We start from the raw sequence: 23,239 nt of genomic DNA on the forward strand, positions 1-23,239 counted from the left end.
ACTACCCCGTCGGCCAGATAGAGATGGGGGCGTAACCGATCGTCGTAACCGAACGGGGAGTGCCATGTGCCAGACGCCCAAGGACGCAACACCGGCCACCGTGACGGTGAATCGCGAAGCAGTCGAGCGATATGCGATGGAGGACCGGCAAGACTTCGTGGACGCGGATCGCGGCTTGATCGCTCCGCTACCGGGCAATGTGCTCGGCGACGACGGGCATGTGGTCTTCGATCCCGAGGCGATGGAATACATCGGTGACGACGTTCCCGCCCCGGACACCGTCAACCCCAGTCTGTGGCGCCAGAGTCAGGTAATACGCAGAGGCGGGCTCTACCAGGTGACGGATCGCCTCTATCAGGTGCGAAACAACGACCTGGCCAACCTGACGGTCGTAGAAGGTGACGAAGGTCTGATCGTCATCGACTGCATGGCGGGTGTGGAATCGGCCCGCCAAGGCATGAAGATGATTCGCGAGCACGTCAGCGACAAGCCGGTTGCGGCAATTATCTACACGCATACGCACATCGACCATTACGGCGGCGTCAAGGGAATCGTCGATGTCGACGACGTTGCGTCGGGGAAGGTGCCGATCATCGCGCCGGGCACGATTGCCTCGTTCGACAAGTTTGCAATCGGTGAAAATGTTGTTGCCGGCAATGCGATGGCCAGGCGGTCGTTCTATGCCTTCGGTGGATTACTCGACCTCGGTCCGAAGGGCGCAGTCTCCTGCGGAATCGGTGTGCTCAGCACCAAAGGACCTCGGATCTCGTATATTTCCCCCACCGACGGCATCACCGAAACGGGAACGAAACGCGAAATTGCGGGTCTGGAGTTCGAATTCCTTTATGCGCCGGACACCGAGGCTCCGGAGGAAATGCATATCTGGATCCCCGAACTCGCGGCCTTGACCTGTGCGGAGAATGCCAATCATTCGCTCCACAACATCCAGACCCTGCGGGGTGCGCGTACTCGCGATGCCCGCAACTTCGCTCGGTATCTGGACGAGACTCTCGAACGGTGGGGAGACGACGCAGCTGTTCATTACGGTCCGCACACGTGGCCGGTGTGGGGCAACGAGAACCTGGTTACCTTCATCGAATCACAAAGAGACACATACAAATACATCCACGATCAGGCTCTGCGACTAGCGAACAAGGGATACACGCCGCTCGAAGCTGCCGAGGTCATCGAGTTACCGGACGAACTCGGCCGCAAGTGGTACAACCGCGGATATCACGGAACACTGCACCACGACGTTCGCGCCGTCTACACCAAGGAACTGGGAATGTGGGACGGCGATCCGGTGTCGCTCCATCCGCATCCACCGGTGGAGTCGTCTAGACGGTTTGTCGATCTCCTTGGTGCACAGAAGATTCTGGACGAGGGAAAGCGGGCTTTCGATGCGGGGGACTACCGCTGGGCAGCTGAGATCCTGCACAAGTTGGTGTTCGCGCAACCAGAGAACACCGAGGCGAAGAACCTCCAGGCCGACGTCTACGAACAGATGGGGTATCAAGCCGAAGGGCCGCAGTGGCGCGGGATCTACCTGACAGCCGCCCTGGAATTACGTGAAGGCTCGCAACCTCCGCCCTACATCACGGCAAGTGAGGACAGTGTCCTCGCGATGCCCATCGATATCCTGTTCGACTTCGTCGCAGTACATCTCATCGGCGACAAGGCAGCTGACGTCGATCTCCGCATCGATTTCGTGTTCACCGATCACGACGACGAGACATGGACGACGTGGGTCAAGCGTGGCGTTCTCAATGCCAGGCGGGGGGCGGCGTCGAACACGCAGCTGACGGTCTCGGGGCCGAAACCTGCGCTGATCGGCGCACTTCTGCAACCAGGTGCAGCGCCCGAGTTGGCCAGGGCCGGGAAAATCTCGCTCGACGGCGACGATTCGGCTTTGAAGACGCTCGGAGGGTTGTTGGATACCTTCGATCCCACCTTCAATATCGTCACGCCGTAACCCAGAGACGAAGGGAGATTTTCTCGATGTGTACGCGATTGGTTTACCTAGGACCGAACGACACCGTGATCACTGCCCGGTCGATGGACTGGAAGCTCGATCTCGGTACCAATCTGTGGGCATTTCCCCGTGGCATGGAGCGTGAAGGCTGCGCCGGGCCGAATTCGATAACGTGGACATCGTTGTACGGCAGTGTTGTGGCTTCCGCTTACGACATGTGCACGACGGATGGAGTCAACGACGCAGGACTGTCCGCAAATCTGTTGTGGCTCGTTGAATCCGAGTATCCGGAATACGACGGATCAACTCCAGGCCTGTCGATTGCTGCGTGGGCGCAGTACGTGTTGGACCGGTGTGGGAGCGTCGCGGAAGCCGTCGAGGTGCTGGCAGCGGAGCCATTCACCATCGTGACTGCGGCCGTTCCGGGAGAAGACCGCTTGGCAACACTGCATATGTCGCTCTCGGACGCTCGCGGTGACAGCGCCATCATCGAGTACATCGGTGGCCGACAGACAATTCACCACAGTCGTGAGCATCAGGTGATGACAAATTCTCCGATCTTCGACAAACAACTCGCCGTCAACGAGTACTGGAAGCAGATCAACGGAACCGTCATGTTGCCCGGTACCAATCGAGCTGCGGATCGTTTTGCCCGTGCATCGTTCTATGTCGACGCAGTCCCGAAGACCGACGATCCGAGGGCGGCGTTGGCCGCGACCTTCAGTGTCATCCGGAACGTGTCAGTGCCCCTGGGTATTTCGACTCCCGACGAGCCGAACATATCCTCGACGCGGTGGCGCACGGTCGTCGATCACAAACGTCGGCTCTACTTCTTCGAATCGGCGATGACGCCGAACACTTTCTGGGTGGATGTGTCGTCGATCGATCTGAGTGAGGGGTCAACCGTCCGGAAGCTCGAACTCGGGCCGGACGAGAGCACCGTATTTTCGGGGGATTCCACCGATCAGTTCAAACCCGCTGAACCGTTCACCTTTGCCGGGTTGTAGGGGTGGGCGATGCCGCGGTGACGGTACAGCTACCGACCGCTCGCCACTGTTGCCCTGGCGGCGTGGGGGCTTTCGGCTTGGCATCCTCCCCTGGGAGGAAAAGCTTCTGACCTCCAGACCTGTCACCCGTTCAGTGCGGTGCAGGGCGAACAGTGGGCGGTCGATGCCCAGCTAGCTTCAGCGTTTTGCCGGGGTGAAGTCTCCGGGACGCCAGCTGCCGTCGAATGCTGCGGCTTCGGGTCCGTAGATACGGATGTATGCGAACCATCCGCGACCTGGAACCGTTTCCAGCCAGTTGTCCGCCGCATCGTCTGGTTGGGTCGGACCGAAGTGCAGCGTGATCTCATTGCCAGAGGTCAGAGCCGATGACAGTTCGAACAACGATCTGAGCGCTCCCTTGTTGCCGTCCGTCTGCACTTGCGAACGTGTTTGCGCGTCGTAGATGGTGACGGACCAGAAGAGCTTGCCAGGGACCGGCAGCGGGATCGTGAGTGTGTAGGCGTTGGCGCCGTCCAGGTATGTCCCGGTGCTGTCGCGTGTGGCGAGCCAATACAGCGATCCACTGCCCTCCACACGCCGGAACATCGCCGGCGACGCGACGATGGCCTGCGCGAACCACCGCTCACGGGCTTCGAGATCGAGACCTGCGGGTGTCTCGAAGTCCGCGTTGCCGGGAACCAACCCCACCCATTCCCACTGCCGATCGGTCCAGGCGGCCTGGTCAGGGCGTGTTCCGGCGAATGCCGCCACCAACATTTGATCACGGCCGATTCGGGCGGCCTTCGTGAGTGCTGCGGCGTCGCGGTCTGTCGGTGCGAATGGGGTTCCTTTCCCGATTCCGAGTCCGTCGAGCAGTCCGTGCATTGGCCGGAACTCCTCGACAAGCGGCTCTTCCTCGAGGATGCCGTGCAGGACTCGCCAGAATTCGAGGTTGTCCTCCCACCGCAGACAGGTGCTGTCGACGGTCTTGGTGCTGGTGTCGATTACATCGAGTAGTTTGTCGGTGCCGAGGCGGTAGATCTTCACTCGGAGGAGTGCGTCCTTGGCTGCGTCGAGATCGCCTCCCACCGGCAGGGCTCGTACTGCCACCAGCACTTTGAAGGAATTCGACCGACTGACGTGATGATCTGCCGGTACTTCTCCGGTGTGATCGGGGGGAAGTATGGCGTATTTTCCTCCGGCTCCCTGGTCAGGCCCGGGGATACCCATGTCGGTGATCCACCTGTGGTGATGATCGTCGACGAGACCGATGTACGCTCCGGGCGGTAATTCGACGACCATCGGCCCCTCAGTGAGGTCCAAAGCCGCTGCCCCGTAGGGGGTATCGGAGTTGAGTGTGAATCCGACCTGCCGAGGGGTTGTCGCTGCAATTCCCATCGCCTTGTTGTCGTCGAAACCTAGTTCGCGGTTGCCGTTGAAAATCCCCTCAATGGACACTGTCGGGTACCAAAACCGGTAGGCGACGAGTGCGCGCTCCAGATAGGCGTCCTCGTGGGCTTTCTTCGCGGTCGCAGCGGTCGGGTAGCCCCCGGAGAATTCATAGGGTGTCTCAGATGTCGGATGTGTTTGGTCCATGCCACAGATCATCAACGGTCAGTATCGACGACGGCATCACCCGCGTCGGATGATCCCTGGAGCCCTGGCAGGGCATTGCGTCCGACGCAGTGGCAGATCGATTTGCGGGGTAGTCGCGTGAGGGGCGCGCGACTCTATTCGGAGCCGCTACCCGATTCTGTTGTCACACGGAGAGTTACGAAGTGGCGACGGCCGGGACCTCTGAAAGCTCGGCCGGAGCGCACCGATGGAATGTCAACGAATTACTTGGCGGCGCTCTTGCGAGGCCGACCGCGTCGAACTGCCTTAGTCGGAGGCGTGGACTTTGCGGCCGGCTCAGCCGGGGGATCGTCGCGCCAGTGAATCTCGATTTCGATTTCGACTTCGTTGCCGTCTACCTCGATCTCGAGTTCCCACCGAACCTGTTCAGGGACAGCGATTTCAATCGAGTCGCCGCCCGATCCCAGTTCTACTTCCGAGCCACTGGCGAGGGCTTGGCCGAGCGCGATCAGTCGCTCGGCGACTTCCGCTCGCGAGAGTGCGGACTTACTTTTGATCTCCAATTTGGGCACGATCACTCCTGACCTCGGCGGATTCATTGTTCACGGTAATTGGACCATCGAAAGATTGTGGGAGTTTCGCGCGACCGCTGATTACCGCGCTCCTGTGTGAGTTGTCATTTTCGGTCCGCTGCTCGCCGACCTGGGGATTGGATCGCGTACCGTTGCCTTTCATGGAACTGACTCGAGTAGCGGTGGGCAAGGGGTCGTGCACCGTTCGGATCGACGGACCGGTCAGTAAGCACGCGGTCCTCCTTCTTCCGGGCAAGGGCGACCCTGTCGACGTATACGACAAAGTGTGTGAACGCCTCCACAATTCGGATTTGCGCACGGTTGCGGTCGAATCGATCGAGAATCTCGACGAGAAGACGGCAGTGGTTCTGCTCGACGAGTTGAACATCGCCTGGGTGAACCTGGTGGGACACCGGGAAGGGGCAGACCTCGCGTGGCTGTTGGCGGCGCGCCAGTTCGGCCGCTTCGCGAGCTTGATTTCGGTGGATCGTGGCCATCCATCGGCGGCCGACATCGCCGGAGTTCCGCCGGTGGAGGTGCCGACAACCATCGTGGTCGGTAGTGCTGGGCGGGCGATCGCCGACGCCAGTGGACGGTTTGTGTATTCCGATTTCCGGGTGGCCGAAGTGCCTGGCGTCGATGACATCGTGAAGTCCGCGCCCGCTGAACTCGCCACGGAGATCGTGTTGCGCACCAGCCCTTGGTAGACCCGGGAACCACCAAGGCGGGCATCCCCCGAGGGGGTGCCCGCCTTGTGCGTTCTTCCGAAACAGATGTCGAGTGTTCCTAGATGTCGAGCGTTCTAGATGTCGAGCCCTAGCAACGCGTTCTCGACGACCTCGGCCAGGGCCGGGTGGATCCAGTACTGCCCACGGGCCATGTCCTGCGCGGACAGCCCGAAACTCATGGCCTGGATGAGTGGCTGGATGACGGTCGGCGCGTGGGTTCCCATGACGTGAGCGCCCAGGAGTCGGCCCGTGCCGCGCTCCGCGATGACCTTGCAGAGACCTTCCTGATCTTCCATCGCCCAGCCGTAGGCGACGTCGCCGTACGCCTGGACCTTGACGGTGATGTCGAGTCCGGCGTCGCGCGCCTGCTTCTCCGTCATTCCGACATCGGCGATCTGCGGATCGGTGAACACCGCGGCCGGGACAAACCGGTGATCGGTGGCGCGCAGCCCGGAAGTGTCGTTCCACGCGTCCTGGAGCAGGTTGTGCTGCACAACACGCGCCTCGTGGTTGGCCACGTGCTTGAGCTGATAGGGGGAGGAGACGTCGCCGAGTGCAAAGACGCCCTCCGCAGTGGTTCGCTGGTACTCGTCGACGACGATGGAGCCGTTGTCGTCGAGTTCGATGCCGGCCTTGTCGAGGTCCAGGAGATCTCCGTTGGGCTTGCGGCCCACCGCAACGAGCAGAACGTCGCCGGAAACGACTGTGCCATTTGCCAGTTCGACGGCGATGTTCTCACCGTCCGCGCGGACCGACTGCATCGGTGATCCGAGATGCACGTCCCACTTCTTGACGGCGAGTTCGGTGAAACGCTCCGAGATCTCGTCGTCGAGATGACGCAGGAGGCGCCCGCTGCGGCCGATGATCGACACGCGAGAACCCAAGGCGGAGAACACATGTGCAAACTCGGTGGCAATGAAACCCGAGCCGACGATCACGAGGTGCTCGGGGAGTTCCGGCAAGCGCATGATGTCTTCGTTGGTGTAGTACTTCACACCAGAGCCGGCGATCTCCTCGGGAATGATCGGGCGTGAACCGGCCGCGATCACAACCTGGTCGGCAGTGATGGTCTCACCCGTGCCGGTGTTGATGGTCTTCGGTCCGGTGAAGGTGGCGTGGCCGCGGTAGACGGTGGTGTTCGGGCTGTCCTCGCTGCGGTAGTGTTCGCCGCCCGCGGAGATGGGATCGATCCGGCCGAAGACACGCTTGACGATGTCGGACCAGCGGACGCCGTCCAGGGTGGCGTCGACGCCGAATTTCTCGGCATGCGACACCGTGTTCGCGACCTCTGCCGCGTAGACGAACATCTTGGTCGGTATGCATCCGACGTTGAGGCACGTGCCGCCGAAGGTGCCTTCCTCGAGGATGGCGATTTTCTTGCCGTCGAATCGCTCGTCGGGCAACGAATTCCCCGAGCCGCTTCCGATGATGGCAAGGTCGTAATGCGTCACTGCGCGTTCTCCTGTGTGGTGGTGTCTGCGTCTGCGGTCAGATGGCGCTCTAGCCACTCCAGCCACTGATCGAGTTCGGAAAAGGCTGTGGCCAACGGCTTCTGAGTCGAGAGGAAGACGTCGTGGCGCGCGCCGTCGATGGGAACGATCGTAGTCCGATCACCGAGGCAACCTGCCCACCGTGCGATCTGCCTCACATCCAGGACGGAATCTGCCAGGTCGACGCCGGGGTGGTACGCCCTGGCGAACTCCGATTTCTTCGAGCGCAGGATCAGCGCCGGCACACCGATGTCCAGGCCGCGGTGCAGTTGCGCGTGTCCGCCGCGCACGGCACGCATCCACCCGAACGTGACCGGGCAGCCTTCGAGCGGCTTCCAGTCGAGGTTGTAGTCCCACTCGCCGTTGGCGGAGACGTGCAGGCTCGAGCCGTACGTCGGCAAGCCAGTGCCGGGGATGACAGTCTTCGCGGACACCCGTCCCAGTGCGTCGATGGCGGCGGTGCCGACGCTGCGCACCATCGGCGGACCCTGCAAGTCGAACCACGGGCTGTTGAGCACCAGGCCCGCGATGCCGTGTCCCGCGCTGCCGCCCGGCTTGCGCTGGAGTCGGTCCAGCCACAGCGGAACGATGAGCCCACCGGTCGAATGCGCCATCAGGAGCAGTTCGCTGCCGTCGGTTTCCGAGTTCACGATGCGCAGGGCCTCGTTGAGTTCGGCGTCGTACAGTGCGAGATCCGACACAAAGTGAGCGGTGTGGCCCGGTTTCAGTGAACGCCCGCACTTGCGCAGATCCAGTGCAAAGAAGGCGTAACCCTGCTCGGCAAAGTGCTCCGCCAGATGTTTCTGGAAGAAGTAATCGGTGAACCCGTGTACATACAGAACTGCACGGCTCGCCCGAACTGCCTCGCCAGGCGGCTGATAGCGGACGAGTGTCGCGTCGACCTCACCCTCACCGTCCGGGTCGGTTCCGAGAGGAATGGTCAGCTGCTGATATGCGTCTCCGAGGACGTCTGGAACCCATGTAGTCACAGATCACAATCTAATCGTCGTTTCCCGGCGGCGTTGTAGAGCACAATTGGGGGTGGTAAACGGCGCACTTACGCCCAGGTAACCTATTCGGCGTAACACAGCAGGCGGATGCGCGCACGGCTAATGACAAGGAAGTCGATTCTCCAGTGTCGAATCAGAACGCGGTAGAGACGAAGACGGATGTAGTGCTCGTAGGTGCGGGCATCATGAGTGCCACGCTTGGCGCATTGTTGCGCCAGCTTCAGCCGGACTGGTCGATCTCGACCTTCGAGAGGCTCGACGCCGTCGCAGCCGAGAGCAGCGACCCGTGGAACAACGCGGGAACCGGTCACTCCGCGCTCTGTGAGCTCAACTACACCCCCGAGAACTCGGACGGCACGGTCGACATCAAGAAGGCCGTCAACGTCAACGAGCAGTTCCAGGTGTCCCGGCAGTTCTGGGCACACGCTGTAGAGCAGGGCGTATTGACGCAGCCCAAGGAATTCATCAACCCCATCGCGCACGTGAGCTTCGTTCACGGCGAGGCAAACGCCAAGTACCTGCGTGCCCGCTACGACGCACTTGCCGGCCACCCGCTCTTCCGTGGCATGGAGTACATCGACGATCCGGCCGAGTTCACCAAGCGCCTGCCGCTGATGGCAAAGGGCCGCGACTTCTCGGATCCCATCGCCCTCAACTGGAGCCAGGACGGCACCGACGTCGACTTCGGAGCGCTCACCAAGCAGCTCGTCGGCTACATCGGCAAGACCGGCGGCAACATGTACTTCGGTCACGAGGTCACCAACCTCACCCAGAACTCCGACAAGACGTGGACAGTCAAGGTCACCAACCGTCGCACCGGTGAAAAGCGCGTCGTGCGTTCACGATTCGTGTTCGTCGGAGCCGGTGGCGGCGCTCTGCACCTGCTGCAGAAGTCGGGCATCAAGGAAGCCAAGGGCTTCGGCGGCTTCCCCGTCAGCGGCGCGTTCCTGCGATGCACCAACCCTGAGCTGATCGACCAGCACAGCGCCAAGGTCTACGGCAAAGCTGCTGTCGGCGCTCCGCCCATGTCGGTTCCGCACCTCGACACGCGTGTCATCGGCAACAAGCCAGGCCTGCTGTTCGGACCGTACGCCGGCTGGTCACCCAAGTTCCTCAAGCAGGGTCGCGTCACGGACCTGCCCGGTTCGGTCAAGCCCAACAACATCCTCTCGATGCTCGGCGTCGGCGTCAGCGAACTCGGTCTGGTGAAGTACCTGGTCAGTGAGCTCACCAAGAGCGAAACCGGACGCATCTGGGACCTGCGTGAATTTGCGCCCAAGGCGGAGACCAAGGACTGGGAGCTCATCACCGCAGGCCAGCGTGTTCAGGTGATTCGCCGGGCCAAGGGCAAGGGCGGCGTCCTCGAATTCGGTACCGCCGTGGTGGCTGCCGAAGACGGAAGCATCGCCGGACTGCTCGGTGCGTCACCAGGAGCGTCGACGGCTGTTCCCGCGATGCTCGACGTACTCGAGCGCTGCTTCCCGACCGAATTCCAGGGCTGGAAGGGCAAGCTGCGCGAGATGGTTCCGTCCATCGGCGTCAAGCTCACCGACAACGAAGGACTTTTCAACCAGGTCTGGGATTGGTCCTCGAAGGTGCTCGAGCTCGATTCCTCGGCGTCAACCGATTCTCTTCCGGTCGCGGAGACCGCTGCAACTGTGTGATAGTCGCAACCATGACGGCAACAGCAGCATTGAAGCGTTCATGGGCACTCGACCTCGACAACAAGACTTTCTACGAGTTGTTGAAGCTTCGGGTAGAAGTATTTGTCGTCGAGCAGGCCTGCCCGTACCCCGAGTTGGACGGGCGGGACCTGCTGACGGAAACCCGCCATTTCTGGCTGGAGCAGGACGGCGAGGTGGTGTGCACTCTGCGCCTCCTCGAAGAGCACGACGACGGCACCAAGAGCTTCCGTATCGGTCGACTCTGCACGTCACGTGAAGCACGCGGACAGGGCCATACGACGCGATTGCTGCAAGCTGCGCTGGCCGAAGTGGGCGAAGCGCCGTGCCGCATCAACGCTCAGACCTATCTGGTCGACATGTACAGCAAGCACGGCTTCAAAGCTGACGGCGAAGAATTTATCGAGGACGGTATTCCGCACACCCCGATGCGCCGCGGTGGCGGCGAGGCGTTTGTGCTTGCCAGCTGAAACGCAGTCATACACCCGACCCAGTCGGCTCACGCAATTGTGGGCCGACTAGGGTTTTTTCGATACCGAATGCTCGCGGGGAAGTCCTGTTCGATTCAGGTGCGGTCCCGCCACTGTAAAGATCTCACGAGATCCCAGCCAGATTGCCGCGACGTTCGGATGAAGCCAAGTTCTCGGCGAGGAAACCGAGAGGTGGAGGGATGTCGACGTGCGTGTAGAAGACGATCAGGCAGCGGTGGCGGGTTTCCCGTTCAGCGCGGTAGTAGGCCAGGACCAACTGCGATTGGCGTTGATCCTGTGCGCCGTACACCCCGGAATCGGTGGCGTGCTGGTTCGCGGTGAAAAGGGCACGGCAAAATCCACCGTCGTTCGAGCCTTGACGGCTTTGCTACCGGCTGTCGACGACGCCGGTGTGACGCGTCCGGCCAGGCTGGTCGAACTGCCGGTCGGGGCGACGGAGGACCGCGTGATCGGCTCGATCGACCTCGAGAAAGTATTGCGCGACGGTGAGCGTGCCTTCCAGCCCGGACTCCTGGCCGCGGCGCATCAGGGGGTTCTGTACGTCGACGAAGTGAATCTCCTGCACGACCACCTGGTGGACGTTCTTCTCGACGCGGCCGCGATGGGCCGAGTGCATGTCGAGCGGGACGGAATTTCGCACTCGCACGCCGCGAAGTTCGTCCTCGTCGGAACGATGAATCCCGAAGAGGGAGAACTGCGTCCACAGCTGCTGGATCGTTTTGGCCTGGCGGTCGACGTGTCGGCGTCTCGCGACGTGGATGTGCGGATGGAGGTAGTGCGTCGACGCCTCGACTACGAGCGCGATCCACAGGCGTTTGCCCGCAGGTATGCGCCGGCCGATCAGGAACTCGCCGCCGAAATCCTTTCTGCGCGTAACAAACTGGATGGCGTGGAGCTGAGCAACCGCGAACTTCGGCGCATCGCGTCGCTGTGCGCGTCGTTCGACGTGGACGGTATGCGCGCCGATCTTGTTCTCGCCCGTACTGCCACCGCTCATGCTGCCTGGCGTGGCGGCAGCGAGGTCACCGAGGAAGACGTACGAGTCGCAGCGGAACTGACACTGCCGCACCGCCGCCGTCGCGATCCCTTCGACGAGCCGGGCCTCGATCAGCAGCAACTCGACGACGCGATGGATCGTGCAGACGAGGATGCTCGGGCCGGCGAGCCTGAACCACCCGAGAATCCTGAAGGCGGCGAACCTGACGGCGGGGAATCCGACAGCGGTGAACCCGATGACGGGGGCCCTGATGATGACGGCCCTGACGATGATGGGCCGCAAGACGATCCGGACGGTCCGGGCGGGGGAGTGCGCGCCACCGATCGACCGTCTGCGCCGCCGAGCAGTGCGTTCAAGGCCAAACTTCTCGAAGTTCCCGGTGTCGGTGAGGGCGCGCCCGGTCGGCGTTCACGATCGACGTCGACGCGCGGACGCGTCGTGCGGTCCACCACCGACCGCGGGCACGGTCTGCACCTGACGAGCACGGTGTTTGCCGCTGCGGAATCGCAGATTGCGCGTGGCCGGACGGTGGGCCGACTGCGGTTGGCGCCGGCCGACCTGCGCGGCGCGATTCGTGAAGGGCGCGAAGGCAATCTGATCGTGTTCGTGGTGGACGCGTCGGGGTCGATGGCGGCGCGCGACAGGCTCTCCGCTGTGACCGGCGCCGTTGTCTCGCTACTCCGCGACGCATACCAGCGCCGCGACAAGGTTGCCGTCATCACCGTCCGGGGCCGCGAAGCCGAACTGGTTCTGCCGCCGACGTCGTCCGTGGACATCGCTGTTCGCCGGTTGCAGTCAATGCGAACAGGTGGCAAATCACCACTCGCAGAAGGCTTCTTGCGTGCCCGTGAGGTGATTCTGCGTGAGCGGCTCAGGGATCCGCAGCGCCGCGCGCTCATGGTTGCGCTGACAGACGGGCGTGCTACCGGCGGCAAGGACGCGCTGCACCGCGCTCGCGTTGCCGCGCACTTACTGGCCGATGCATCGGTCGCTTCGATCGTCGTGGACTGCGAAACCGGGCTCGTCCGTTTGGGGTTGGCCGCCGAATTGGCCCGAGAACTACGAGGTGGATGCGTCCGCCTTGCCGAATTGTCAGCTCAGCAGGTCGCGGGTGTCGTCCGCGCCGCCGCCTAACGTTTTCATTTCAGGAGATCACCATGCCTAAAGGCGTTCCCGACACTGTCCCCGACGACGGATTGACCACTCGTCAGCGGCGTAACGCACCGGTGCTTGCCGTCCACACCGGACCGGGAAAGGGCAAGTCCACCGCAGCATTCGGGATGGCGCTGCGTGCCTGGAACCAGGGATTCGACATCGGCGTCTTCCAGTTCGTGAAGAGCGCAAAGTGGAAAGTCGGCGAGGAAGCCGCCTTCCGCGCACTCGGAAACCTGCACGACGAGAGTGGCGTCGGCGGTCCGGTGCAGTGGCACAAGATGGGTGAGGGCTGGTCCTGGACTCGTAAAGCTGGCAGCGAAGAAGATCATGCGGCAGCAGCTGCGGAGGGATGGCAGGAGATCGCCCGTCGCCTCGCCGACGAAACGCACCGCTTCTACGTCCTCGACGAGTTCACCTATCCGCTCAAATGGGGATGGGTCGACGTCGACGAGGTTGTGCAGACCCTGCGCGATCGACCGGGAAATCAGCATGTGGTGATCACCGGGCGTGACGCGCCGCAGGCGTTGATCGACGCAGCCGACCTGGTGACCGAGATGACCAAGATCAAGCACCCGATGGACGCCGGCCGAAAGGGCCAGCGAGGCATCGAATGGTGAGTTCGTCCACTCCCGCCGTTGTCATCGCCGCACCCGCATCGGGTAGCGGAAAGACCACGGTGGCAACGGGATTGATCGGTGCTCTGCGGCGGTCCGGTAGCAGTGTTGCACCGTTCAAGGTTGGTCCGGATTACATCGACCCGGGCTATCACGGACTTGCGGCGGGAAGGCCAGGACGCAACCTCGACACCGTGCTCGTGGGCGAAGAACGTATTGCTCCGCTCTATCAGCACGGCACCGCCGACTGCGATATCGCGGTGGTCGAAGGCGTCATGGGCCTCTTCGACGGCAAGATCGACGAAGCCAATGCGCAGGCATCCGCAGAAGGGTCGACGGCGCAGGTGGCCGCGGTTCTGGGCGCACCGGTTGTTCTGGTCATCGACGCTCGCGGCCACAGCCAGAGCCTGGCCGCCGTGTTGCACGGCTTTGCCACCTACGACGCGAGTGTGCGGATCGGCGGCGTCATCCTCAACCGCGTCGGCAGCGCCCGGCACGAGCAGGTTCTGCGCCACGCGTGCGACAAGGTGGGGATACCGGTACTCGGGGTTGTTCCGCGCCTGGCCGAGTTGGAGGTGCCGTCGCGTCACCTGGGGTTGATTCCGGCTGCCGAGCACGGCACCGCGGCAGTCGCCGCGGTGGACGCGATGTCGGAGTTGATCGCAACTCACGTCGATCTCGGCGCGGTGCGCGCTCTGGCCGCGTCGAATGTTGTTGCACCTGTGTGGAATCCGGCGCAGGAAGTGGGGGAGCTTCGCAGCTCGCGGCCTGTGGTGGCAATGGCGGGCGGGCCTGCCTTCACCTTCGGGTACGCCGAACATCGTGAACTTCTCACTGCCGCAGGCGCGGACGTGCAGGTCTTCGATCCGCTGCGCGACGAATTACCCTTCGGTACTGCCGCGTTGGTCCTTCCCGGCGGATTTCCGGAGGAGCATGCTGTTGACCTCGCATCGAATACTGTTCTGCTGGCGCAGGTTCGAGAGCTGGCCGACGGCGGAGCGCCGATCCACGCCGAGTGCGCGGGACTGCTCTACCTCGCCCGCAGCCTCGACGGTCATGCCATGGCCGGAGTTGTCGGCGTCGACGCCGTTTTCGGTAAACGACTCACACTCGGTTATCGGGAGGCGGTGGCGTTGACCGACTCGAGTCTCTTTGCGGCGGGTTCGCGTGTGGCCGGGCACGAATTTCACCGAACGTCTCTCGTCAGCGCCGACGCAGACGGGTGCGCAACCGCATGGGGTTGGCGACCGTGGGACGGCGGCGCAGTGCGCGAGGGATTTGTCCGCGGTGGAGTTCACGCGTCGTATCTCCACACACATCCGGCGGGTCAGCCCGAGTCGATCGCCACCTTTGTCGAGGCTGCTCGTGGCTGAGGTGCATGTGGGGCTCGGGTTCACGACATCTGCCACTTCTACCGAGATCGTCGACGCTGTGCGAGGGATACTGCCGCAGGGCGCGACGCTCGTTGGTCTTGCCACCGCCGCGGTCAAAGCCTTCGCCCCGGCTCTGGTCGACGCCGCGCAGATCCTGTCAGTCGATGTCGCGGCGTTCACGTCGGAAGAACTTGCAGCCGTGCCCGTTCCGTCACCGTCAACGCGCGTAGAGCAGGCTGTCGGCACTGCGAGCGTTGCCGAGGCGGCAGCGATCCTGGCTACCGGTCACGGACAGTTGACAGTAGGTAAGACCTCGACCGGTGCGGTGACAGTAGCCGTGGCCAGTAAAGTTCCCCCAGCGAGCGCAGGTTTTCCCGCGAGCACAGCTTTTCCAGCGAGCACAAAGATCGACGATGAAATGGAGTGCGAGTGAGCGAGCCCACCGCAGACGAGACCAACTACCTGGTCGGACTCAACCTGACCGATCGACGCGTTGTCGTATTCGGCGGCGGGACGGTCGCTCAGCGCCGCCTCGGCCTGCTGGTCGCGTCGGGCGCGGCAGTTCACGTGATCAGCCGCGAGGTCACGCCGGCAGTCGAGGGCATGGCAACGGCGGGGCAGATCACACTCGAGCTGCGTCCGTACCAGGAGGGTGACCTCGAGGGTGCCTGGTACGCAATCGCGTCGACCGACGAGCCGGAGACCAATGCGGCGATCGTCGCGGAAGCGGAGCGTCATCGAGTCTTCTGTGTCCGCGCGGACAACGCCAAGCACGGCACTGCCGTCACACCCGCAAGTGCCGAGTACGACGGTATGAGCATCGGAGTCCTGGCCGGCGGCGATCATCGTCGTTCGGCAGCCGTCCGTACCGCTGTGGTCGAAGGTCTGCAGTCCGGTGTCCTCGCGGATACGGCCGAACCGGCGGCGCCTGGCGTTGCACTGGTCGGCGGTGGGCCAGGTGACCCGGATCTGATCACGGTGCGCGGTCGACGGTTGTTGGCCCGCGCCGACGTTGTTGTTGCCGACCGCCTGGCGCCGCCGGAGTTGCTGGCTGAGCTCGGTCCCGACGTCGAGGTCATCGACGCCGCGAAGATTCCGTACGGCCGGGCCATGGCGCAGGAAGCCATCAACGCGGCGCTGATCGACAACGCGAAGGCCGGAAAGTTCGTCGTGCGGCTCAAGGGCGGCGACCCCTACGTCTTCGGTCGTGGCTACGAAGAACTCGAAGCGTGTGCCGCAGCCGGTGTTCCGGTGACCGTAGTGCCCGGAATCACGAGCGCGATTTCGGTACCGTCGGCAGCCGGCATTCCTGTCACGCATCGCGGCGTCACCCACGAGTTTGTCGTCGTGAGTGGGCACGTTGCTCCGGATCATCCGGATTCGCTGGTCGACTGGTCGGCTTTGGCGAAGCTGCGCGGCACGATCGTGCTGCTCATGGCAGTCGAACGCATTGATCAGTTCGCGGCTGCACTCATCGAGGGTGGGCGTGCCGCGAGCACTCCGGTCACGGTGATCCAGGAGGGCACACTGCGTACGCAGCGTGAGGTGCGGGCCGATCTGGCGACCGTTGCTCAGCGCGTCAAGGACGAAGAGATCAAGCCCCCGGCCATCATCGTGATCGGACCGGTGGCGGGCTTTTCCGTCAACGCTGGGTAACGTGAAGTCTTGTGTCTGATTCCCCAAAATCTGAAACCGCTCAATCCGCGGCCCCAGCGGTCAATGCGCCGGTAGCGACCCGAGTCATCGGACTCGCCATCATCGTCCTGAGCGGTTTGCAGATGATGGTGGTGCTCGACGGCACCGTCGCCAACCTTGCGCTTGCGCCGCTTCAGGCTGATCTCGGCCTCAGCGACAGCGGCCGAAATTGGGTGCTGACGTCGTATGCCCTGGCGTTCGGCGGGCTGATGTTGCTCGGTGGCCGACTCGGTGACGCGTACGGGCGCAAGAAAATGTTCATCGCGGGCGTCACGCTCTTCACCGTGGCGTCGTTGCTGTGTGGTCTTGCGTTGAACGAGGGCATGCTGATCGCGGCGCGGGCACTACAAGGTGTTGGCGCGGCCGTAGCATCGCCGACGGCTTTTGCTCTGGTTGCCACGACGTTTGCGGCCGGTCCGGCGAGAAATCAGGCCATCGCGATTTTTGCCGCCATGACCGGTGTCGGGTCGATCGCGGGTCTGATCATCGGCGGCGCGTTGACCGAGGTGTCATGGCGGCTGATCTTCCTCATCAACGTCCCCATCGGCATCGTGCTCGTGGGGATGGCATTCCGGGCACTTCGTGAAACAACGCAGACTCGGCTTGCTCTGGATGTTCCCGGCGCAATTCTGGCCACGCTCGGCTGCACCGGCATCGTCTTCGCGTTGACCGAGGGGCCGGAAATGGGCTGGGGGAGCGTCGCCGTTATCGGTGCGTTGGTCGCCGGACTGATCGCTCTCGGAGCATTTCTCTTCGTCGAACGCACCGCCAAGAATCCGTTGCTCCCATTCTCGTTGTTTGCCGATCGGAACCGCGTTGCGACCTTCCTGGCGATCTTCTTCGTCGGTGGCGCGATGTTCAGCATGACCGCGTTTGTTGCGCTCTTCGTGCAGGACATCATGGAGTACTCGCCGCTGCGCGCAGGTTTGGCGTTCATTCCGTTTGCCATCGGACTAGGTGCCGCAGCAACGGTCGCGTCGAAGTTGGCGGTACGTGTCCAACCTCGCTGGCTGGTTCTGACCGGTGTGCTGATCATGATCGTCGGACTTCTCTACGGCTCCACCCTCGACTCCAGTTCCACCTACCTTGCCAACCTTTTTGTCCCCGTCATCGGCATCGGATTCGGTATCGGACTGGCGATGGTGCCGCTGCCACTGTGCGCGATCGCCGGTGTTCCCGAGACGGAGATCGGCCCGTTGACCGCCATTTCCCAGGTTGCCCAGACGCTTGGCGGCCCACTCGCGCTGTCGGTCATCGGCGCGATGGCAACGTCGAAAACTCTCTCGCTCGGCGGTATTTCGGGCAAGGCTGCCGACATGAATCCGGCCCAGCTGATTGCCCTCGGAGAGGGATACACCTTTGCACTTGTCGGCTGCGCGATCTGCGCGGTACTTGCCGGCATTGCGGCCGCGTGCATCAGATTCACTCCTGCTCAGGTAGCTCAGGCGCAGGCTGCGGAGAAGGCAGCTCAGGGAATTAGCTGATCAGCCCTGTTTTTGTGCGTCGCAACTGGATACGATCGTTGCAAGAGGGCCGAGATTCTCGAAGGATCGGAGTGCCGTGATGCGGATCGCGGATATCTTGCGCAACAAGGGCAACAGCATTGTCACCATCGACGCTCACACCACCGTCAACGCGTTGCTGTGCGATCTTGCCCGCCACAACATCGGCGCCATGGTCGTCCTCGACGGCGACGCTGTTGTCGGAATCATCTCCGAGCGCGATGTCGTGCGGCGGTTGCACGAGCGGGGTCCGGAATTGCTGGCCACCGAAGTGTCCGAGGTGATGACAGCGTTGATGTACACGTGCGTGCCTGCTGATTCCGTGGACAGCATTGCCGCGATCATGACCGATCGCCGAATCCGCCATCTGCCGGTCATCGAGGACGGCGAACTGCTCGGAATCGTCAGCATCGGTGACGTGGTCAAGAGCCGGATCGACGAGTTGCAGAGCGAGCGCGATCACCTCGAGTCGTACATCGACCAGGGCTGATCGATGGGCTGTCTCACGGTGGCTACTCTCGTGTGATGGCTGCAATCCAGGATTCCATGGCAGGCACGGACACCACCGTTGCCGGCCTCGAGAGCACGTTCGCTGACGAGTTGGGCGCTTTGACAGTGCCGTGGCAAGGTACTGCCGCGCCTGACCCGCAGTTGCTCGTCGTGAACGAGCGGCTGGCTGCGTCGTTGCGCTTGGAGGTGGAAGCGCTGCGAAGTGTGGACGGGGTTGGCGTCCTGTCCGGGTCGACGATGCCGGTCGGGGCCAAACCGGTGGCGATGGCGTATGCGGGTCATCAGTTCGGTGGATACGCACCGATCCTCGGGGACGGTCGGGCGTTGCTACTCGGTGAACTGTTGACCGGTGACGGTCGGCGAGTGGATCTGCATCTCAAGGGCTCGGGGCGCACCCCGTTCTCTCGGGGCGGTGACGGGTATGCAGTTGTCGGGCCGATGCTGCGCGAATATCTGGTCAGTGAGGCGATGTGTGCCCTCGGTGTCCCGACTACACGCGCGCTGTCTGTCGTGGCGACGGGCCGGGACGTTCGCCGCAACGGCGCAGAACCCGGTGCCGTGCTTGCACGGATCGCGTCGAGTCACCTACGCGTTGGGACCTTCGAGTTCGCGGCCCGGCAGGGCGAGGTCTTGCAGCCGCTCGCCGATTACGCGATCGCCCGGCACTATCCGGAGCTGACCGAAGTGCCGGCAACGGGTGCACACAATCGGTACCTGAGGTTCCTCGAGGCGGTGGTCGAGGCGCAGGCGTCACTGGTGGCGCGGTGGATGCTCATCGGTTTTGTACACGGAGTGATGAACACCGACAACACGACAATTTCGGGGGAGACCATCGATTACGGTCCGTGCGCCTTCCTCGACGCGTTCGATCCGGCGGCAGTGTTCAGCTCGATCGACAGCGGCGGCCGCTACGCGTTCGGCAATCAGCCCGCCGTCTTGAAGTGGAATCTGGCGCGCTTCGCGGAAACATTGTTGCCCCTGATCGATTCCACACCCGACGATGCGATTTCCGCGGCGTCGGCAGTTCTCGACACCTTCGACGAGCGTTACGAGGGCCACTACGCGGCCGGCATGGCGGCAAAGCTCGGTCTGGCCCACCCGATTGTCGATCCAGCGCTAGTCGACGATCTGCTGACATTGTTGGCGGAACACGGTGCTGATTGGACGGGCAGTTTCCGTGCTCTCGCAGACGAACTGCGCGGAAATTCGGCGCCCCTCGACGGCCTCGTGCCACGGGATCACATCGCGTCCTGGTTGCAGCGGTGGCACGGCGCCCTGACGGACCAGGGGCATGGGGCCGCGGAGACCGCGAGCGCGATGGATCGCGTCAACCCGCTATATATTCCGCGTAATCATCAGCTCGATGCTGCTCTGTCTGCCGCGACCGACGGCGACCTCGTTCCCTTCGAGAAGCTGCTCGAGGTTGTCACGCATCCATTCGACCGACGCGACGAGTGGACCGACTACACCGAGGCGGCTCCGCAGTCTTTCAGCGAAACGTTCCAAACCTTCTGTGGCACTTGATTTATGATCGAGCGCCGCCAGCGCAAGGTGAAACTCAAAGCTTCGACGAAGTTCGAAGGGCCCGGGCTGCCTGCCGGTTTCCTTTCCCTCGCAGAGTTGCAGCAAGGGCGCCGGGCAAGCGGCGATTTTCGGTTTGAACGATAGGGTCCGTAATCATCGATGCTATCGAAGGGGGTCGGTGTGGCGCGTGTCCGTACGGGCGAGTCGGTGTTGGCGCGGGGTGTGCGTGTGGTCGAGGCTTTTGGGCTAGATGATGCGACTCTGACTGTCTCGGAGATTTCTCGTCGGGCGGGGTTGCATGTTGCGACGGCATCGCGGTTGATCGAGGAGTTGGTGAATTGTGGTTGGTTGGAGCGCGAGGGCAGACGGGTGCGGATCGGTGTCCGGTTGTGGGAAGTAGTCTCCCGTGCGTCTCCGACGGTGAGTCTGCGTGAGGCGGCTATGCCGTTCTTGGAGGATTTGCACGCTGTCAGCGGCCAGGACACGCAGTTGGCGGTACTCGAGGGCGATGAAGTGTTGTTCGTCGAGAGATTGACCGCTCCTGGAAGCGCGGTGAATTTCTCTCGGATCGCCGGGAGATTGCCGCTTCATGCTTCGTCGTCGGGTTTAGTTCTGTTGGCCCACGCATCGTCGGAATTGCAGGAGCAGGTAATGCAACACCCAATGACGGTCTACACGGACAGGACGCTACGCACAGGCCAGCAATTGAGGGTGGCATTGGCGGAGGTGCGTCGTCACGGATATGCGTTCTGCCCTGGGTACATCTATCAGGACACGACGGGAATCGCGGTACCGATACGCGATGCAGGAAACGCTGTGGTTGCTGCGGTCGGATTGATCGTCCCCCGTACGGAAAGCGCATACTCCTTGATCCCTCTGCTGCAGGCCGCAGGTCGCGGAATCTCTCGTGTGATGTCGACCGCACACGTGACGGGTTAGTGACCGTATGCACAATTTTTCTCTCAATTATTGAGAATGCTATCGAGGTCAATGGCCCGTAGGAACGATCCTCGATCTGTAAAGAGATCAAGGAGTCCGCTATGTCAGAAGATGTTGTTTCGCGAGCGCTACTAGCGCATCGTTCCGCCCCCACTACCGAATCCGCACTGTGCGTGCGCTCGAAAGATACTGTCGCGGATGGCGTCGTGACGTTGGGCTTGAGCTATTCGGACGGGCGCCGGTTGCCGGACTGGGCGCCCGGCGCACATATCGACGTGGTGCTACCTAACGGCCTGACCCGCCAGTACTCACTATGTGGAAACCGATGGGACCCTTACACCTACCGGATCGGAGTTTTGCGTGAACGAGCCGGTCGGGGCGGTTCGTTGTTCGTCCACGATGCCTTGTCTGTTGGTGACGCAGTCGGGATGGGAGGGCCGCGTAACAACTTTCCGTTGGTTCCCGCACCGAAATACCTGTTCATCGCCGGTGGTATTGGAATTACTGCGCTGATGCCGATGATCGCTCAGGCCGAATTGACGGGCATCGAGTGGCAACTCCTCTATGGCGGTCGTACACGTGCATCGATGGCGTTTCTCGACGAACTCGAAGCCTACGGGGACAAGGTCGTCATCGTCCCTCAGGACGAGTATGGGCTCCTTGATCTGCCTTCCTGGCTGAACCCAGCGGCCTCGACGGAGACGAAGGTGTACGTGTGCGGTCCGGCCCCGCTCTTGGATGCGGTCGAGAAGTACTGCGCCGGTTGGCCGGTCGGCAAGTTCCGGATGGAACGTTTCGTGCCGAAGGAACAGCTTGCTCCAGTGCGCACCGAGCCGTTCGACGTCGAATTGGCACGAAGTGGTGTCACCGTGACGGTGACACCTGAGAGAAGTGTTCTCGACGTGGTGCAGCAAGCAGGTGTGAACGTGCTGTCCTCTTGTCGGGAGGGCACCTGCGGAACCTGTGAGACGACAGTGCTTTCCGGCCGACCCGATCACCGCGACTCGATCCTCGACGACGACGAGCGCACCGTCGGTAACTGCATGTTCATCTGTGTCTCACGGTCATGCTCGGACCGCCTCGTCCTCAACCTCTGACCCTCCCACCCTTTTCCCGAAGGACTTCTACGATGACCACCTCCGTCCCTTCCTCTCACGCCTCGATCAGCCATGCCGATCCGTTTGGGCTCGATGTTCTCAAAGATCCTTTGCCGTTCCAGTCGGACCTGCGGGCTGCCGGAGCGGTGGTGTACTTGGACCGGTACGAGGTCTTCGCGATGGGCCGTTACACCGAGGTCCATGCAGCCTTGACCGACTGGCAAACGTTCCAGTCGGCGGCAGGAGTGGGACTGAGCAATTTTCGCCACGAAACTCCCTGGCGTCCACCGAGCTTGTTGCTCGAAGCCGATCCGCCGCATCACGACGCTCCACGAGCGGTTTTGACCAAGGTCCTCGGCCCTCGCGCGCTGGCGAAGCTACGTACGTCTTGGTTGCTCGATGCCGAAATTCTGGTGGACGAAGTCTTGGCCTCGGGAACGGAGTTCGATGCGGTCGCACGTCTCGCGGCAGCGTTTCCCCTGCGGGTGTTTCCCGACGCCGTGGGTATTCCCGAAAGCGGTCGAAAAAACTTGTTGCCCTACGGCGATCATGTATTCAACGCGTTCGGTCCTGTGAACAGTCTCGTGGTGAAGGGCGCACCGCGGGTCGGTGAACTTTCGTGTTGGGTCAATGCACAGTGTTCGCGGGAAGTGCTATCCGATGACGGTTTCGGCGCTCAGATCTGGGCGGCAGCGGACCGCGGCGACATTACCTACGAGCAGGCGCCGTTGATGGTGCGCTCCCTGCTCTCGGCGGGAGTGGACACGACGGTCAATGGACTGGCAGCGGTCCTCTACGCCTTCGCAACCCACCCGCTTCAGTGGGCGCGTTTACACGCCAACCCGATACCGCTGGCCAGAACCGCGTTCGACGAGGCTGTTCGGTGGGAGTCGCCTGTCCAAACCTTCTTCCGTACCGCCACTCGCGACATCGAAGTCGGTGGGACTCTCATCCCGGACGGGCGGAAGATTCTCCTGTTTCTGGGTTCTGCGAACAGGGATCCTCGGCGTTGGGAGAACCCGGACGAGTTCGACATCAATCGCAACCCTTCCGGGCATGTCGGTTTCGGGATGGGGATCCATCAGTGCGTCGGACAGCATGTGGCGCGCTTGGAGTCGGAAGCGCTACTCACTGCCCTTGCAAGGCGGGTGAAGTCGATTGAACTGGCCGGACCTGCGCACCGGCACCTCAACAATACTTTGCGCTCGTGGGAGGAGATTCCTGTGAAGGTCCACCTGCGCTGAGCGGTCAGGCTCGGGAAATTTCTGTCACGAAGACGCCGGAAACCTTGCACGATCGGTGGGACGAAACAACCATCACACCGGTC

General features: G+C 62.5%; 20 protein-coding genes. 16 read left to right on the forward strand and 4 right to left on the reverse strand.

Annotated features, from left to right (window positions below):
- Positions 1-64: 64 nt before the first annotated feature.
- Both R4P64_RS14975 and R4P64_RS14980 read left to right on the forward strand, forming a co-directional pair.
- Positions 65-1,972 carry an alkyl/aryl-sulfatase gene (locus R4P64_RS14975; RefSeq protein ID WP_317821461.1) on the forward strand — a complete coding sequence of 636 codons (1,908 nt, stop codon included), beginning with the start codon at positions 65-67 and terminating at the stop codon, positions 1,970-1,972.
- A gap of 26 nt (positions 1,973-1,998) precedes the next feature.
- Positions 1,999-2,979: a linear amide C-N hydrolase gene (locus R4P64_RS14980; protein ID WP_317821463.1), complete on the forward strand. Its 981-nt coding sequence runs from the start codon at positions 1,999-2,001 to the stop codon at positions 2,977-2,979.
- A 177-nt stretch (positions 2,980-3,156) separates the two neighbouring features.
- On the opposite strand, the gene R4P64_RS14985 is transcribed toward R4P64_RS14980, so the two are convergent.
- Positions 3,157-4,554 carry a DUF1254 domain-containing protein gene (locus R4P64_RS14985; RefSeq protein WP_317821465.1) on the reverse strand — a complete coding sequence of 466 codons (1,398 nt, stop codon included), beginning with the start codon at positions 4,552-4,554 and terminating at the stop codon, positions 3,157-3,159.
- Positions 4,555-4,796: 242 nt separating this feature from the next.
- Positions 4,797-5,105 (reverse strand): amphi-Trp domain-containing protein, encoded by a 309-nt coding sequence (locus R4P64_RS14990; protein WP_033235026.1) that lies wholly within the window; start codon positions 5,103-5,105, stop codon positions 4,797-4,799.
- A gap of 161 nt (positions 5,106-5,266) precedes the next feature.
- Between R4P64_RS14990 and R4P64_RS14995 the strand changes: the two genes are divergently transcribed.
- Positions 5,267-5,812, forward strand: coding sequence for an alpha/beta fold hydrolase (locus tag R4P64_RS14995; protein ID WP_045067266.1), 546 nt, complete (start codon positions 5,267-5,269; stop codon positions 5,810-5,812).
- Positions 5,813-5,907: 95 nt separating this feature from the next.
- On the opposite strand, the gene mtr is transcribed toward R4P64_RS14995, so the two are convergent.
- Both mtr and R4P64_RS15005 read right to left on the reverse strand, forming a co-directional pair.
- Complete coding sequence (gene mtr / locus R4P64_RS15000) at positions 5,908-7,284, reverse strand: mycothione reductase (protein WP_317821469.1); 1,377 nt, start codon at positions 7,282-7,284, stop codon at positions 5,908-5,910.
- Positions 7,281-8,312, reverse strand: a complete 1,032-nt coding sequence (locus R4P64_RS15005) for an alpha/beta hydrolase (RefSeq protein WP_317821471.1) — start codon at positions 8,310-8,312, stop codon at positions 7,281-7,283. The genes mtr and R4P64_RS15005 overlap by 4 nt, the downstream gene beginning before the upstream one ends.
- Positions 8,313-8,458: 146 nt before the next feature.
- Here R4P64_RS15005 and mqo point away from each other — a divergent pair, with 146 nt between their 5' ends.
- The 13 genes from mqo to R4P64_RS15070 all read left to right on the forward strand — a co-directional run bounded on the left by mqo (position 8,459) and on the right by R4P64_RS15070 (position 23,156).
- Complete coding sequence (gene mqo, locus R4P64_RS15010) at positions 8,459-9,997, forward strand: malate dehydrogenase (quinone) (RefSeq protein WP_072782477.1); 1,539 nt, start codon at positions 8,459-8,461, stop codon at positions 9,995-9,997.
- An 11-nt stretch (positions 9,998-10,008) separates the two neighbouring features.
- Complete coding sequence (locus R4P64_RS15015) at positions 10,009-10,485, forward strand: GNAT family N-acetyltransferase (protein WP_045067941.1); 477 nt, start codon at positions 10,009-10,011, stop codon at positions 10,483-10,485.
- Between the two features lie 235 nt (positions 10,486-10,720).
- Positions 10,721-12,637 (forward strand): magnesium chelatase subunit D family protein, encoded by a 1,917-nt coding sequence (locus R4P64_RS15020; protein ID WP_411742678.1) that lies wholly within the window; start codon positions 10,721-10,723, stop codon positions 12,635-12,637.
- A 23-nt stretch (positions 12,638-12,660) separates the two neighbouring features.
- Positions 12,661-13,275 (forward strand): cob(I)yrinic acid a,c-diamide adenosyltransferase, encoded by a 615-nt coding sequence (gene cobO / locus R4P64_RS15025; RefSeq protein ID WP_033234930.1) that lies wholly within the window; start codon positions 12,661-12,663, stop codon positions 13,273-13,275.
- Positions 13,269-14,645, forward strand: a complete 1,377-nt coding sequence (locus tag R4P64_RS15030) for a cobyrinate a,c-diamide synthase (RefSeq protein WP_317821476.1) — start codon at positions 13,269-13,271, stop codon at positions 14,643-14,645. Before cobO ends, R4P64_RS15030 begins: the two co-directional genes overlap by 7 nt.
- Positions 14,638-15,078: a cobalamin biosynthesis protein gene (locus tag R4P64_RS15035; RefSeq protein WP_317821477.1), complete on the forward strand. Its 441-nt coding sequence runs from the start codon at positions 14,638-14,640 to the stop codon at positions 15,076-15,078. Before R4P64_RS15030 ends, R4P64_RS15035 begins: the two co-directional genes overlap by 8 nt.
- Positions 15,075-16,301 carry a uroporphyrinogen-III C-methyltransferase gene (gene cobA / locus R4P64_RS15040; RefSeq protein WP_095886013.1) on the forward strand — a complete coding sequence of 409 codons (1,227 nt, stop codon included), beginning with the start codon at positions 15,075-15,077 and terminating at the stop codon, positions 16,299-16,301. Before R4P64_RS15035 ends, cobA begins: the two co-directional genes overlap by 4 nt.
- Positions 16,302-16,312: 11 nt before the next feature.
- Positions 16,313-17,824 carry an MFS transporter gene (locus R4P64_RS15045; RefSeq protein ID WP_095886014.1) on the forward strand — a complete coding sequence of 504 codons (1,512 nt, stop codon included), beginning with the start codon at positions 16,313-16,315 and terminating at the stop codon, positions 17,822-17,824.
- Positions 17,825-17,903: 79 nt separating this feature from the next.
- On the forward strand, positions 17,904-18,332 hold the full coding sequence (locus R4P64_RS15050) for a CBS domain-containing protein (RefSeq protein ID WP_033234926.1): 429 nt from the start codon (positions 17,904-17,906) through the stop codon (positions 18,330-18,332).
- Between the two features lie 35 nt (positions 18,333-18,367).
- Positions 18,368-19,876: a protein adenylyltransferase SelO gene (locus R4P64_RS15055; protein ID WP_317821478.1), complete on the forward strand. Its 1,509-nt coding sequence runs from the start codon at positions 18,368-18,370 to the stop codon at positions 19,874-19,876.
- Positions 19,877-20,056: 180 nt separating this feature from the next.
- Positions 20,057-20,815, forward strand: coding sequence for an IclR family transcriptional regulator (locus R4P64_RS15060; protein WP_317821480.1), 759 nt, complete (start codon positions 20,057-20,059; stop codon positions 20,813-20,815).
- A gap of 101 nt (positions 20,816-20,916) precedes the next feature.
- The gene (locus tag R4P64_RS15065) at positions 20,917-21,912 is read left to right on the forward strand and encodes a PDR/VanB family oxidoreductase (RefSeq protein ID WP_317821482.1); all 996 of its coding nucleotides are present in this window, start codon (positions 20,917-20,919) and stop codon (positions 21,910-21,912) included.
- Positions 21,913-21,944: 32 nt separating this feature from the next.
- Positions 21,945-23,156, forward strand: a complete 1,212-nt coding sequence (locus tag R4P64_RS15070; protein WP_317821484.1) for a cytochrome P450 — start codon at positions 21,945-21,947, stop codon at positions 23,154-23,156.
- Positions 23,157-23,239: the final 83 nt, after the last annotated feature.

This window comes from Rhodococcus sp. IEGM 1366, from assembly GCF_033142425.1.
Classification (GTDB): domain Bacteria; phylum Actinomycetota; class Actinomycetes; order Mycobacteriales; family Mycobacteriaceae; genus Rhodococcus_F; species Rhodococcus_F globerula.

Excerpts from the sequence above, each read along its gene's own strand:
- R4P64_RS15030 (WP_317821476.1), top strand. The coding sequence starts at position 13,269 with ATGGTGAGTTCGTCCACTCCCGCCGTTGTCATCGCCGCACCCGCATCG.
- cobO (WP_033234930.1), top strand. The coding sequence starts at position 12,661 with ATGCCTAAAGGCGTTCCCGACACTGTCCCCGACGACGGATTGACCACT.
- R4P64_RS14975 (WP_317821461.1), top strand. The coding sequence starts at position 65 with ATGTGCCAGACGCCCAAGGACGCAACACCGGCCACCGTGACGGTGAAT.
- R4P64_RS14995 (WP_045067266.1), top strand. The coding sequence starts at position 5,267 with ATGGAACTGACTCGAGTAGCGGTGGGCAAGGGGTCGTGCACCGTTCGG.
- R4P64_RS15065 (WP_317821482.1), top strand. The coding sequence starts at position 20,917 with ATGTCAGAAGATGTTGTTTCGCGAGCGCTACTAGCGCATCGTTCCGCC.
- R4P64_RS15070 (WP_317821484.1), top strand. The coding sequence starts at position 21,945 with ATGACCACCTCCGTCCCTTCCTCTCACGCCTCGATCAGCCATGCCGAT.
- R4P64_RS15015 (WP_045067941.1), top strand. The coding sequence starts at position 10,009 with ATGACGGCAACAGCAGCATTGAAGCGTTCATGGGCACTCGACCTCGAC.
- R4P64_RS14985 (WP_317821465.1), bottom strand. The coding sequence starts at position 4,554 with ATGGACCAAACACATCCGACATCTGAGACACCCTATGAATTCTCCGGG.
- R4P64_RS15055 (WP_317821478.1), top strand. The coding sequence starts at position 18,368 with ATGGCTGCAATCCAGGATTCCATGGCAGGCACGGACACCACCGTTGCC.
- R4P64_RS14980 (WP_317821463.1), top strand. The coding sequence starts at position 1,999 with ATGTGTACGCGATTGGTTTACCTAGGACCGAACGACACCGTGATCACT.
- R4P64_RS15050 (WP_033234926.1), top strand. The coding sequence starts at position 17,904 with ATGCGGATCGCGGATATCTTGCGCAACAAGGGCAACAGCATTGTCACC.